Source organism: Pseudomonas sp. sp1636, from assembly GCF_030376615.1.
Lineage (GTDB): Bacteria > Pseudomonadota > Gammaproteobacteria > Pseudomonadales > Pseudomonadaceae > Aquipseudomonas.
In genome coordinates this window covers 18726-32078 of the sequence record NZ_JARRAB010000027.1, presented here as the reverse complement: position 1 = coordinate 32078, position 13353 = coordinate 18726, and the positions used below count along the sequence as shown (strand labels likewise).

The window sequence follows — 13353 nt, the reverse complement described above, 5'->3', positions numbered from 1 at the left end:
TTTCGAGGCACCCGGCGATAGCGACAGCAACAATACCTACGTGGTTGAAGTGACCGCAGACGACGGTCGCGGTGGCACCGACGTGCAGACCATTACGGTCACGGTCACCGATGTAGCTGAAGGCGGCACGCAAAAGGAATTGGTCGTAAGACCCGATCCGGTCACGCCGCTCCCGGCTCCCAGCCCTGAGTCGTCCCAGGCTCCGCTACTCACGCCTGTCGCGAATCCGACCTCAGGCATCAGTCCATCGACTTCGTCGTTCATACTGCACACGAACATTTTTGCCTCGCCCCTGACAAACAACCCGCTCGATGCGAGCACCGCGATCTGGAGCCCATCGGCAACCTATTTCGTCATGGGGAGCGGTGAGCGTGCTATCGGGAATTCGCCGCTGACGGCGGCGCCCGAAGTCACGGTCACCACCTACGCCCGAGACGGCGTATTATCATTCAGCCTTCCGACTGGCACGTTCGAATATTCAGGGGGCAACCTTTCGGCACTCAAGCTCGAGGCCGTGCAGAGCGATGGACGTCCGTTGCCGACTTGGCTCAAGTTCGATCCGGAGACTGGGGCATTTATCGGCAAAGTACCGGCGGACTTCGCTGGCAAGCTCAGCATCAAGGTCATCGCCCGCGACAGCCAGGGCAATGAAGCAGTAACCGAACTGGAAATCGATGTCACCGAAGCCCCAGCGCAACAGGGCTCCAGCGAAGGAGTGGACGGTTCAGCCGTCGAGCCAGCCGTTGCGCGATCAAGCTTTTCGGAGCAGTTGCGCATGGCGGACAAGCAGTCCGCTCTGGCCCCACGTCTGGCGGCACTGTCCCATAGCGTGCAGGTTGCGCTTAGCAAGACATGAGTGCGTTCGAACCTGGCACTCGCGAGGCAGCGGGCAATCCGCTGCTCGCCTTGCTCGATCTGGGCCATCGCGCCCGAGGCGCGACGAGCCCGGAAGAACTCGCCTTCCTGCTGGTCAACGACACCCGCGCGCTAGTCGCTTATCGACAAGCCGCGTTGTGGTTCGCCGACGGTGGCGTGCGCAGCCTATCTGGAGTCGTTCAACCTGAGAACAACGCCCCCTACGTGCAATGGCTGAACCGCCTGAGTCGCAGCCTTACGACTCAGGCCGATGCCGAGAATGCAGCTCGACTTCGCCCCATTGACCGGGAGGCGTTGCACAGCGATGTGGCAGAGCAATGGGCCGAGTGGTGGCCAGGCCAGGCGTTGTGGCTGCCCATCATGCCCAGCGCGTCACAGCCCGGTAGCTGTAGCGGTGGCTTGCTGTTGGCCGGCGATCAGCCGTTCTCCGAGGACACCCAGGCGCTGCTCAACGAGTGGATGCACACCTGGCGTCACGCCTGGTTTGCCCGCTCCCGGCCTCCGGCATGGCCACGCAGCCTGCTGCGCAGGACGCTGACGACGCAACCAAGCGCGCCCTGGTGGCGCCGACGCTCCATGCAACTGGGCCTACTTCTGCTCCTTACCCTGTTTCTACCGGTTCGTCTGACCGTGCTCGCCCCCGGTCAGTTGGTACCCGCGGACCCCGCGGTGATCCGCGCTCCGCTCGATGGCGTGATCGGACAGTTTCACGTACAGCCCAATGCCGAGGTCAAGGCCGGGCAACTGCTGTTCACCTTCGACGAGGCAGCGATCATCAGCCGCCTGGAAGTTGCCCGCCAGACGTTGTCGACAGCGGAAGCCAAATATCGACAGTTCGCTCAGATGGCGGTCAATGACAACACCTCCAAGGCACAGCTCGCGGTGCTTGTCGGGGAAATCAACGAGAAACACGCCGAAGTCGAATTTCTGCAAAGCCAGCTGGAGCGCTCACGGGTACTCGCTCCGCGGGATGGCGTGGTACTGGTCGATGACCTGTCCGAATGGGTTGGCCGCCCCGTTCAAACCGGCGAGCGAGTGATGCGCCTGGCGACGCCCAGCGAGGTGGAGATCGAAGTATGGCTGGGTATCGGCGATGCCATTCCCGTTGCCGAGCAGGCCCCCGTGCGTCTCTATCTGGCCGCGACGCCCTTTGCCTCAATCCCTGGCCAGGTACGCTATCTCGCCCACGACGCGGTGCCGCGACCGGACGGTAGCTATGCCTATCGCATGCGCGCCACGCTGGAGCAGGGCGCCACAGGCCGCATCGGCCTGAAAGGTACCGCCAAGGTCTATGGCGATTGGGTCACGCTTGGCTATTGGATCCTGCGCCGCCCGCTGGCCACCATCCGCCAGTTCGTGGCGCTCTGACTCGACATGACGATGGTGTTTCCCAGTCTGCGCGAAGAGCTGGATCTATTACCCGGCCCGCGCCTGCCGGACGGGCAACCCAGCTGGACCCTGCACGACCCGGTGCGCAATCTGTTCTTCCAGATCGACTGGCCCAGTTTCGAAATCCTCAGCCGGTGGGCCTGGCGCGATGCGCCGCGAATCCTGACAGCCATCGGACGTGAGACGACATTGCAGCTCAATTCGGGCGATGTCGAGCGGCTGGCGTCGTTCCTGTTGGCGAACCAACTGTTCCAACCGCCAACCGGTGCGGCGCCACGCCTGGCCGAGGCGCTACGCAAAAAGCGCGGGAATCTGGCCCAGTGGCTGATGCACAACTACCTGTTCATCCGCATCCCGCTAGTACGTCCCGACGTATTTCTCGGTCGCTGGAGCAAACGACTGGATCCGCTGTTCAGCCGAACTTTCCTGTACCTCACGGTCCTGGCCGGCGTGTTCGGCGTGTTCAGCGTGTCCCAGCAGTGGGGACGCTTCACCTCGACCCTGGTCGATATGATTTCCTGGCAGGGGCTGCTCGCCTACGGCCTGACGCTGATCGGTATCAAGACGTTGCATGAGCTGGGTCACGGCTTCACGGCCAAACGTTTCGGCTGTCGCATTCCCACCATGGGCGTAGCATTGCTGGTGCTATGGCCGGTGGCCTACACCGATACCAACGACGTTTGGAAACTCACCCGCCGGAGTCAGCGCCTGCAGGTCGCAGCCGCCGGCATTGCCACCGAACTGGCAATTGCCGCCTGGGCCACTCTGGCCTGGGTCTGGTTACCGGAAGGTTGGCCAAAGTCGGTCGCCTTCCTGCTGTCGAGCACGACCTGGATATCGACCATCGCCATCAATGCCAGCCCTTTCATGCGCTTCGACGGATATTTTCTGTTGTCGGATGCCCTGCAACTGCCCAATCTGCATGAGCGCAGTTTCGCCCTGGCGCGCTGGAGCCTGCGCGAAGGACTGTTCGCACTGGGCGAGCCGCCACCGGAATCGCTTCCCGCAAACCGGCGCACCGGCATGATTCTGTTCGCCTATGCCACCTGGCTGTACCGATTAGTGTTGTTCATTGGTATCGCCGTACTTGTCTACCAATTCTTTATCAAGGCGATTGGTATCCTGCTGTTTATCGTGGAGGTCGGCTGGTTCATCATGTTTCCGCTGCTCAAAGAGCTCAGGGCCTGGCGCGAGCGGTGGCCGACTATCCGCAGCAGTCGCCGAGCCCGCCGCTCCGTGCTGCTCGCCGTAGGTTTCACCGCGCTGTTTATCGTGCCATGGCCGACACGGATCTCGACCTCGGCGTTGCTGCGCCCGCAGCAGGCGTTTGTGGTCTACGCACCGCAGCATGCCCGCATCGCCGCTCTGCCTCATGAGGACGGCAGCTTCGTCAAGGCGGGTGCGCTGCTGATCGCGATGGAGTCGCCGGATCTGCAAGTTCGCACTGCGCAGATCGTGGCTCGCCGTGGCAGCCTTTCCTGGCAGAGCGCCTCGGCGGGCTTCGACCCAGAGCAGCGCCGCGACTGGCAGGTGCTCAACGCGCAGCTGGCCACCGCCAACGCCGAAGCGCGGACCATAACCGCGGACACACTTCGCTATGCGCCCGTGGCGCCTTACGACGGTATCCTGCGCGACCTCGATCCCGACTTGCAGGCCGGTGACTGGGTCAGCGAGGGAGACGTGCTCGCCCGGCTGGTGCCCGAGGGAAGCCAGCAAGTGATTACCTATGTCAACGACGAGGATCTCGCCCGCATTGCCCCCGGTGACCGCGCCCTGTTCGCCAATGATGGCCGCGATGGACCGATACTGCGCCTGGAGGTGGTCAGTATCGACCGCGATGCCAGTCGCACCCTGAACGAGCCTGAACTGGCCGCCGAATTCGGTGGACATGTGCAGGTACGCGAGCGTGAAGGCATCCTCTTTCCCGAACGGGCCATCTACCGTGTGCAGCTCAAGGTCACCGACGCAACGCGCGCGCCACAGTTCGCATGGCGCGGCCAGGTGACCATCGCCTCCGAGTGGGAAGCGCCCGGCATGCGTTTCCTACGCGCGGCCACCAATGTGATGCTGCGCGAACTGGGCTTTTAATCGAGAACCAGTGTTGCTTGGCGATCCCGCCAAGCGGCGAGCTGTACCGCCGTACGCTGAGCGACATCGCGCCAGCTATCGCTGACACCTTGCCGGATCAGGCGCAGGGACGGATACCACGGCGAATCCCGGCGCCCCAGCATCCACCGCCAATCCGGCCTGCCCGCCAGCAACACCCAGGTCGGTCGGCCGATCAGGCCCGCCATGTGCGCCACAGAGGTGCAGGAACTCACCACCAGGTCACAGCTGTGCAAGGCAGCCAGCGAATCCAGTACATCGATTCCCTCGGCTTCGATGGCTGCGCCGATATCGACCAGCCGCTGTTCTAGCCCGAGCGACGCTATCTCCTGCCGCCCCTCACCGACTTGCAGCGAAATGAAACGTACCCCTTCGATTGCCAGCAACGGCTGTAGCGCCGCCAGGCCTGGCGAGCGTTGCGCATCGCCGGAGAAATCAGGATTACCGCGCCAACAGATGCCGACTACCGGCCGCTCGTCATCGCCACGCACCGAGGGGCGCCAGCGCGCCACCCGCTCCGGCTCGGCCAGCGGCACACTTATCGGCACGGGTATGTCTTCCGGGCGCATAACGCCCAGGCGTGCAGGCAGCGTCATCAAGGGCACCCAGGCTTGCGATCTCGGCAATGGCTGATCCCAGCGATACACGTCTGTGGCCGGTAACAGCCTGCGCACCACCGACAAGGTTGTCGGCTTGCCGGCGAAGATCACCCGTCCACCGGGTCCTAGGGGTATGAGCAATAGAAAGCGCAGAAACTGCAAGGTGTCGCCCAGGCCTTGCTCATCGAGCACCAGCAAGGTGCTACCGATCACCGGCTGGCCGTCCCACTTTGGCTTCGCCGGATCCGCGGTGCGCAACCCCAGCGCCAGATGGCGGTGCTCGAAATGCGGCCAAGCTTCTGCATAGCGCCCTTGCAGCAATAAAGAGAACGCCAAGTCCCACTGCAGTGACGGCGTCGGTGCACTGGCCAACGCCTGTAGCTGGCAGGCGATCGCCTCATCCAGGCGCTCATTGCGGCGTAACAGCAGACCAAGGCTTTGCAGCGCCCGAGCGTACCCCGGCCGCACGGCCAAGATCGCGCGAAAGTCGGCCTCGGCACCGTCGAGGTCGCCGCGATCACGACGTGCATTGCCACGATCCCCCCGAGCATCCACGTGGTCCGGCACACGGCGCAAGACCTCGTCATATACCCGTTCCGCCTCTTCGAAACGCCCTGCCCGGTGCAAACTGAGGCCCCATGCATAACGCTCGTCGGGCCCGGGGGGAGACACGGTGACACCCGCCAGCGCCTGGTCGGTGGCGGACAGCAAGCGCTGAACCTGCTGGTCCCACCCCCACACCTGAAGAAACTGCACGGCCGCCTTACCTTTACCGTCAGCCTCGCTACGCCGCCGGTACGCACGTTCCATGGTTTCCAACAGTTCTTCCACGGTCGACTCGCCCCACCCCAGCTTGCCGGGAGTCTGGGCCAGGCTTGCCACCTCGCGCTGATCCTTCAGCACATACAGATGATCGCCCAACAGATCCAGGTGCCCGGTGTTGCCGGCGACGATGCAGGGTACGCCGCATGCCATCGCTTGCATGGCGGCAATGCCGGCAGTGGCCTCGCAGCGGCTGGGAAATACCGCCAGATCGCACTCGCGCAGCAGGCTCGCGAGTTGTCCGGGCATCATCGGCCCGGGAGCGATCACCGCCTCAGAAGGAATGCCGTGCTGTGCGAGCCAGGGCAACAGCTGCAACGCTCCGTTGACAACCTCCGGCAACGTCTGCAGATGAGGCGATAGCGCCAGCTCGTGCAAGCGCATCGGCGCGGACGGGGCCCAGTCGCAGATCAGCACAGCCTCGGGATGCCGCTGGCGAAAAGCCCGGAATGCGGCGATAACGATGTCCTGGCCCTTGCTGTATGCCAGCTCTGCGCCCGAGTACACCACGAAACGCCGTGCAAACAGGTCGCTACGCGGGGCCGGATGAAATATGCCATGGTCCACGCTCGGTGGGCAGCGCAGGACATGAGATAGACCATTGTCACGCAACACCTGAGCACCCCAAAGCGAACCGGTGACGATCAACGCCATATCGGCGGCGCGTTGCAGGTTCTGCGCGGGAAAATCCACCTGTTGGAAGGCGGCTATGGCGATATCGGGGCTGCCCGGCGTGTCCACCACACCGGCTCCCGCCTCCAGGCGGTCGCCGAGCGGGTGCCAGACCGGAAAAGGTAGTTGACGGCCTTTATGGCGAGCAACGCTATCGCGACTGACGGCATATTCCTCTAGCGCGGGGGCCAGGACATGCCGGTGCATTGGCTCCAGTTCGAGGTGCTCGGCCACGTCCAGCAGCGTCGCACTGATGCTCCGGCGCGCCAGTTGCAACGCTACGTTCAGTGCATAGCAGCCCTCGTCACCCGGGGCTCCCAACGTCCAGCCGATGCCTATTCGCCGTTTCGTGCCCTTCATGCCGCCCCTACCCATGCTGCCGTGCCAGCCCTACCCATTCGGCTCGTCCATATTCAACGGGACGCCTCGCATTTGCTTACATACCCATAGCGGTTGAGAATCGTTCGTCATGCGCCTTCCAGCCTGAGCTCGCGGAGACGATCTTAGCAGGCGGCTGAACAACCACCTGCGTTGCCCCTCTCAAGAAAAAATTGGGGCGATATCAGTAGGCTCGGATGCGAGCCCCGTTAACGGGCATGCCGCGAGAGGCACCACGAATCATGAAAGCCTCTCGCGGCCTACCCGTTTCCCTCATCCGGCGCTACGCGCCACCTTCTCCCGGAGGGAGAAGGACAAAGGATATCGTCGCTGCGCGACTTTCACGCTAAAATTTTCACTTACAGCTCGTAAAATCGAATGCGACCCCAGCCGCTTTTTCTCCTGTTTTGCCGGGGAGGCCTAGCCTTGCGCTGGCTGTCTCGCCAAGATACTTCAACGGTCTGTTAGCGCAGCTACTTTATGATCGCCACCAACAACCTCTCCCTATCTGAACATGCGCCCAACTTCGCGCTGTACTGTGTCGGCGAGGCTTACTCCACTCAAGAGAAGATAATGGGCCGCCCAGCAGCGGGCAAGGCATTGCGGAGAAGCAGTTTCAACGGGCGACTGTGCGGGTCGACATTACTTGCCCCACGCCTTCGATAATTTTCGCTAGCGCATTTTCATTTTATGTATACCCATCTTGCGGCAGGCGGTTTTGTAGCCCGAACAAGCCTTGACGCAGCCCGGGGCCACGGTGCCCCGGATCACGCTGCGCTTATCCGGCGACTCTGTCAGACAGGCGTTTCCTAAAAATGCTTTAGCGGCCTGTTTGGTAAGTGGGTTAACTCAAGGTCGGGTGCCTGGGATTCGGAGACAAGGCGCTGTGTACGAGTCATAGCGGGCTATGGCGCGGATCAGCGACGCCGCATCAGGGCTTTAGGCGCCGAAATGGACTCGGTAAATTTTCCAAACAGGCCACCAGGCTATCCGGCTTTTCCTTCCTCCTCAGTCCTTGGCTATGCCGAGCGATCACCGGCAACCGTGCGACCTCCCACACGGGGGACACATCGCCTGCCAACGGGGGATAATTCTCCGTTCGGCGTGACGAAGCCATCGCCTATGGCAATCGGCGGGATATGTCCGAATGCGGCCAGCGACAAGGGTGGCGCATAGTCGGCGATGGTCAAGGCGGACGCCAGTTGCCTGAGCAAAGCGTCGCATGCGCTGACCGAGGCAGGCAGCGCATGCCCATCCGCATAACCACAGACGCTTATCACATCGGCATCGAAACGCACCGGGCCACGGAAGCAACTCAGCTGTGCCGGGGCGGCGAGCACCTCGGAATGACGCGCGGTACCCACCGGCGACTAGCCTCCGGACCGCAGGGGTCGCGCGGCATACCCGAGCCCTTCGCCCAACACCCATGCGAGCAGGACGCGGCGGTAACTCACTTCAGCCTGCTTCGGCAGTGGCGACTCGTTCGGTGCGATTACTTCATGCTCCTCTGGCTTTGCTGCGCAGTCCACCCAGTGCGCAATCGCAGGTCTGACGGAGCCGCGATCACTCGGCCGCAGACAAGAAGTCAATCCAAGCCGGCAAGCATACGCTCTGCAAGTCATAGTGCCGCTGCACCTGCTCTCGCGCCCGTTGGCGCAACGGGGCGACACGTTGTGGATCGGCAAGCGCTGCGGCAACCGTTTGCGCGATGCCGTCCGGGTCAAAAAAATCCACCAGCAGCCCGTTCTCTCCGTCGACGATCAACTCCTGAACCGGAGGCGTCGCCGCGCCGATCACCAGGCAACCGCTTGCCATCGCCTCAAGCATGGACCAGGACAACACGAACGGGCATGTCAGATAGACGTGGGCCGAAGAAACCTGCAAGACCTTGATGTAACGGTCATATGGCAGTTTTCCAAGGAAATGAATCCGCGACCAGTCGACCTGACCATCGATCTCCGCACTGTATTTCTGCCGGTAACTTTCGCCTGCCGGCAGACGGCTGCCGTAGCTGACATCGTCGCCCCCTACAATCAGCACCTGCGCCGCAGGCCGCATCGCCAGCAGCGCAGGCAGCATGCGCATGAAACTGTGAAAGCCCCGGTAGGGCTCAAGATTGCGGGCTACGAATGTGACGATTTCCTCTGCGGCGCAGAAGGTTCTGCTATTCGCCTCTAGCACGGCTTGCGGATCCGGCCTCAGCCTCCTGCTGTCGACCCCTTCATGCAGCACACGGATTTTCGCTTGGAACTCCGCCGGGTAACGTGCACGCTGCCACAAGGTCGGCGAGATACCCGCATCGCACTGCACCAAACCGAGTAGCTGCGTGCTGTTCCTCGCGACCACGCGCAGTCGATCATCGAAACTCACCGGAAACTCCGGATCGAAACCGACATCACCGCCATCGGCGTGATAGAAATATTCGCAGTAGTGAACGTGGCGAGCATTGGGAAACACTTCCCGCAGGAACAAGCCCTCTCCCCACCCCGGATGCACCACCACCACATCCGGCGAAAAACCATGGGCCTGGAGCCGCATCGCTGCGCGCACGACCCGTTGTCCGCGCCGGACGTGCGCCTCGTAATCCCTGACATAGGGATGGGTATCCGCCCCCGCCCGCGTGGGCGAGGGGTAGCCGAAAATCGATACACGCGGATGTAAACCCGACGTGGGCTTGAGGTTCGTCGCATCGCAAATGCCAATGACCTGATGCCGAGGATCATCGGCCAACGCACGGGCGACGTGCCGAAACTGCCCTGGGAAATTCTGGTGAACGAAAAGAAACCGCATCTATTGCCCAATCGGTAAGTTGCAAGTGCGCAGTCAAGGGGCAGGCAGGCTAGTCGCGCCCAGAAGGAACCAGCGCCAACGCTAGCTTGTATAAGCCGCCGAGAGCAACAGCCGTCGCGGCTTCATTCAACACCGGCCAGCAGTTCCAGCAATGCTTACTCGCTCGGCTGCGGGCTCAAGCTATCGACCCCATAGATAGCAACTTATGCACTGAGAAACCCAGGATTCCGCCCCACCGACCTCAGTCAGCGGCCGGCTGTGGGACTACCAGACAGGGCAGTTGGCGCTAGCGCGGAACGTCAGCAACAGGCGCCATGTAGGTCAGACCCTGCAGCTGCAACAGCGCTCTGCGGCGAAACCGTTCTCGATGCACAACGCCCCCTTTTACCGACAATACGCCCGATCGAGGAGGTCGTAGCCCTCTGCGCCACCAGGTAGGAGCCTGTCGGACTTGACCGTCCGTAGCGAGGGGAAGCTGGCTTGAGGCAGTTTTTGCGCTCTTTTGAGGCGAATAGTCGCTCTATTTAGCGTGAAAGTCGCGCAGCGACGATCTCCTTTGTCCTTCTCCCTCCGGGAGAAGGTGGCGCGCAGCGCCGGATGAGGGAAACGGGTAGGCCGCGAGAGGCTTTCATGATTCGGGGTGTCTCTCGCGGCATGCCCGTTAAAAATAGCGCGAAAAATGACCCAGTCCGGCTTTTCCGCAGTAGGACAGCGTTGAGCCCGACAGGCTCCTAGTCAGCAAAGCGCTCTGGAGCATGAATATTCGATCAGCATCCGCTCGCGCTGATGATGCATCACCCAGCGCAGACCGGGCTTGGCGCCTGGCACAAACAACTCAGCCAGGGGATGCGCGGCGGCATCTCCTGGCAGGGTTGCAGGCACTCGCTGCGGTATAAAACCCACAGTATCGTTTCGCCTTTGCGTCAGCACTCCTCACCTTGGGCATTGAGTGCTAAACAAAAAATCAGGTTGTCAGCCTGCCGGCTCGAATGCAAACGTGGCGACTGTGGGCCGGTGCTCGACGCGGGCCAGAAGAGTTACCTGATTACCACCAGTGCTCGACCTGCACACCGAAGTTGGAACCGTGGCGCGTGGCGCCGAAGGCACCGCTGTCGGACAGCGCCGAGCCGGCGGCGATTTCGTTGGCGGCACGTTGCGCTGCCTGGTTCCAGTTGGCGTAGGTGTAGTACAGCCGCACTTCGGGGCGCGCCCAGAAGCCCGGACCGGACGGCGACCAGGTGGGCGCGATGGTGAACTTGTTCAGCTTGCGCGTACCGCCCGGGGCACTGACCTGGTCGTGGCCGATCTCACCCACCAGTTTGAACTGCTCGGTAAAGGCATAGGTGGTACGCCCGCCCACCGACAGCCAGTCCTGGTCGCTGCCATCCGGACGCACATCCTTCTGGTAGACGAACTGCGCCTGGCCACCCCAGTTCGGCGTGGCCTGCCAGTTGTAGATTTCCACCAGGCGATAGCTCTTGTTGTCGCGATCCAGGCTCACGTCGCCGGTATAGCCCAGGCCGGTGCCCGGACCACGGCCGTACTGCAGGGCCAGGGTGTTGCTGCCGCCGAGGAACTCGGCCTGCTTGTGCTGCGCGGTGAGCGCCCAGCCACTGTGGGCATCCCGACTGTCAGGCTTGTCGATATAACTCAGGCCCAACTCCAGCTCGCCGCCCGGATTGGTCTGGAAACCGGCGACGTTGAAGTCGTGGCGGTTGATATAGGGCTCCTGGAAATAGCTGTCCTTGCGCGAGAAGGCGTAGCTGTATTTCAACCCGCCCAGCTCGAAGTCCTCGATACCGGCGCCGGTCGCGCTCTGGTTCCAGTAGTAGAAGTCACTGATATGGATGTCGTTACGCTTGTAGAAGCGCCGCCCGGCCCACAGCGAGCCGCCGTTGAGCGCCGGCACCTTGCTCCATTCGGCGTACATCTGGTTCATCCGGGCGAAACCGTAATCGCCGGTGAATTTCGGCGTATGGCCGTAGGCGTTATACAACTGCGCCATGCCCTCGACGCTGAGCACCGAGCCGTCGTCCAGGGTCAGCAAGTCCTGGCGCAGATCCAGCTCCGAGTACTGCTCGCACTCGTTGCCCAGACGGTATTTCGATTGGGCGCCGGGCAACTGGAAGCACGACTGGCTGCCATTGCCGTCCGCGCTGCCGGCGCCGCTGCGGACGTAGCCGCTGAATTCCAGGGCCTGGCCAGTCAAAGGCAGGCCGGCGAGGGCTAATGCCAAGGTAAGGTTTCTTGTTGTTTTCATTAATTAACTGCTCCGTTTTGTTGTTATTGTCTGCCGCTCTGAGCGCATCCTCGCGCGACCGCTACTCCCCCGGCGGCACGCCAGGCGCACCACCAACCATCTGCACCAGCCCGTGCCTGCGGAGCGAGCCATAACCGTAGGAGCAGGCCATGCCCGCGAAGCTTTGATGCCGCCTATTTGCTTGCTCGCGGGCATGGCCCGCTCCTACGATTCAGTACGCGTCGCGACCTAGCCGGCCTTGAACTGGGCCACTTTGCCTCCGCTGGCCAGGGGCTTGCCCGGCAGCAGGCGCTCGCCGCTCTTGGCGTCGAACAGCAGCACCTTGTTCGGATCGAACTGCAGTTCCAGGGTTTGCCCCACCTGCGGCGCATCGTCCGGGGCCATGCGGCAGCAGACCTTGGTCTGGTTGAGTTCGACGAATACCAGGGTGTCCGGCCCGGTGGGCTCGATGACCTCGACCTCGGCGCGAATCGACGACTGATTGCGGCTCTCGGCGGTGGCCAGCAGGATCTGCTCGGGACGAATACCGAGGATCACCTCGCGATCCTCGAAACCCGCCTCCATCGCCCCCAGCGGCAGTTCGCAACGCGCCTGGCCGGAGTCGAGCAGCGCCAGCAACTGAGCGTCGCGGCGCTGCAGACGCAAGGGGATGAAGTTCATCGGCGGCGAACCGATAAAGCTGGCGACGAACAGGTTGGCCGGGTCGTTGTAGATCTGCCTGGGGGTGCCGAACTGCTGGATGATGCCGTCCTTCATCACCGCCACCTTGTCGCCCAGGGTCATGGCCTCGATCTGGTCGTGGGTGACGTAGACCGTGGTGGTCTTCAGGCGCTGGTGCATCAGCTTGATCTCGGTGCGCATCTCCACCCGCAGCTTGGCGTCGAGGTTGGACAGCGGCTCGTCGAACAGGTAGATCTTCGGCCGCCGCGCCAGCGCCCGGCCCATGGCCACGCGCTGCTGCTGGCCGCCGGACAGCTGGCCGGGCTTGCGCTCGAGCAGATGTTCGATCTGCAGCAGCTTGGCCACCCGAGCCACCTCTTCTTCGATGGCCGCCGGCGCCAGCTTGCGCATCTTCAGGCCGAAGGCGATGTTGTCCTTCACCGTCATGGTCGGGTACAGCGCATAGGACTGAAAGACCATGGCAATGTCGCGATCCTTGGGGCTCATGCCGCTGATGTCCTGGCCTTCGACCAGAATCGCGCCGCCGCTGATGTCTTCCAGGCCGGCGATGCAGTTCATCAGGGTGGATTTGCCGCAACCGGACGGCCCCACCAGGATCAGGAACTCGCCGGAGTCGATCGCGATCTCGATGTTCTTCAGGGTGTCCACCAGGCCGCTGCCGTAGGACTTGTTGACGTTACGCAGTTCGAGGGTTGCCATTTCATCTCTCCAAAATCGTTGAAGCGTCGCGAGCGAAGGTCAGGCAAGGCGGAATCAGGCGAGGAGGCGGAGTTTAGGCCG

The 13353-nt window shown here is 62.5% G+C and carries 7 protein-coding genes; 3 read left to right on the top strand and 4 right to left on the bottom strand.

The window, feature by feature from the left end; all coding sequences use genetic code 11:
• The 3 genes from P8H27_RS19795 to P8H27_RS19785 form a co-directional block, all read left to right on the top strand.
• Window positions 1–856: putative Ig domain-containing protein (locus P8H27_RS19795; protein ID WP_289639447.1), on the top strand; the 856-nt coding region annotated here is incomplete at its 5' end.
• Window positions 853–2244 (top strand): efflux RND transporter periplasmic adaptor subunit, encoded by a 1392-nt coding sequence (locus tag P8H27_RS19790; protein WP_289639446.1) that lies wholly within the window; start codon window positions 853–855, stop codon window positions 2242–2244. The genes P8H27_RS19795 and P8H27_RS19790, both read left to right, overlap by 4 nt.
• Before the next feature lie 12 nt (window positions 2245–2256).
• The gene (locus tag P8H27_RS19785; RefSeq protein WP_289639445.1) at window positions 2257–4353 is read left to right on the top strand and encodes an HlyD family efflux transporter periplasmic adaptor subunit; all 2097 of its coding nucleotides are present in this window, start codon (window positions 2257–2259) and stop codon (window positions 4351–4353) included.
• Here the strand turns inward: P8H27_RS19785 and P8H27_RS19780 are convergent.
• The 4 genes from P8H27_RS19780 to P8H27_RS19765 all read right to left on the bottom strand — a co-directional run bounded on the left by P8H27_RS19780 (window position 4350) and on the right by P8H27_RS19765 (window position 13272).
• Window positions 4350–6824: a tetratricopeptide repeat protein gene (locus tag P8H27_RS19780; protein WP_289639444.1), complete on the bottom strand. Its 2475-nt coding sequence runs from the start codon at window positions 6822–6824 to the stop codon at window positions 4350–4352. The genes P8H27_RS19785 and P8H27_RS19780 overlap by 4 nt on opposite strands.
• 1581 nt (window positions 6825–8405) lie before the next feature.
• Window positions 8406–9632 (bottom strand): glycosyltransferase family 4 protein, encoded by a 1227-nt coding sequence (locus P8H27_RS19775; RefSeq protein WP_289639443.1) that lies wholly within the window; start codon window positions 9630–9632, stop codon window positions 8406–8408.
• A gap of 1045 nt (window positions 9633–10677) precedes the next feature.
• Window positions 10678–11892 carry a carbohydrate porin gene (locus P8H27_RS19770; protein WP_289639442.1) on the bottom strand — a complete coding sequence of 405 codons (1215 nt, stop codon included), beginning with the start codon at window positions 11890–11892 and terminating at the stop codon, window positions 10678–10680.
• Between the two features lie 228 nt (window positions 11893–12120).
• Window positions 12121–13272, bottom strand: coding sequence for an ABC transporter ATP-binding protein (locus tag P8H27_RS19765; RefSeq protein ID WP_289639441.1), 1152 nt, complete (start codon window positions 13270–13272; stop codon window positions 12121–12123).
• Window positions 13273–13353: the final 81 nt, after the last annotated feature.